The following is a 457-nucleotide window of genomic DNA, read 5'->3' as shown; positions in this document are numbered from 1 at the left end:
TCAGAAGCTGGCCGCCAAGCTGCAAAAAGCGGTAAAGCAATTTGCAGGGAAAGAGATAAAGTTACAGGAGGCTGCCGAGACTACATTTGCTACAAATGCAAAGGTTACATCGACAGATGGAAAGTACGCAGTCCACTTCGATTATCAAAAAGGAGAAGTATGGGAGATCAATGGAACGATTCCAATTGATAAAATCAGCAAACAGGATCAGGAAAAGGCCCTGAAAATGCTGAAAGGAGCATACGCAAAGAAAACATACGTCTTTGATAGAGAAGCGGTCATGAAGAGGCGCTATGACGATAAAAAAGGAAAACTGCAAGATCATTATTTATCGTATGAATTGACAGGGAAAGATTTTGAAGCACTTCTGTCCAAGGATAAGTTGGGAGAGACGCCAGTAGAGTATGTCAGTCTTTCGATAAAGTTAGCCAAGGAAGAGCTCGATTCAAAGTCGCTG

1 pseudogene is annotated in these 457 nt (G+C 42.2%); it reads left to right on the top strand.

What is annotated here, in order from left to right:
• A pseudogene (locus BBG47_RS30300) lies at positions 1-457 on the top strand (hypothetical protein); the annotation flags it as partial.

It is taken from the genome of Paenibacillus sp. KS1 (genome assembly GCF_001680695.1).
Lineage (GTDB): Bacteria > Bacillota > Bacilli > Paenibacillales > Paenibacillaceae > Paenibacillus_B > Paenibacillus_B suaedae.
The sequence above is the reverse complement of the archived record's forward strand: the minus strand, read 5'-3'. Positions and strand labels throughout refer to the sequence as shown.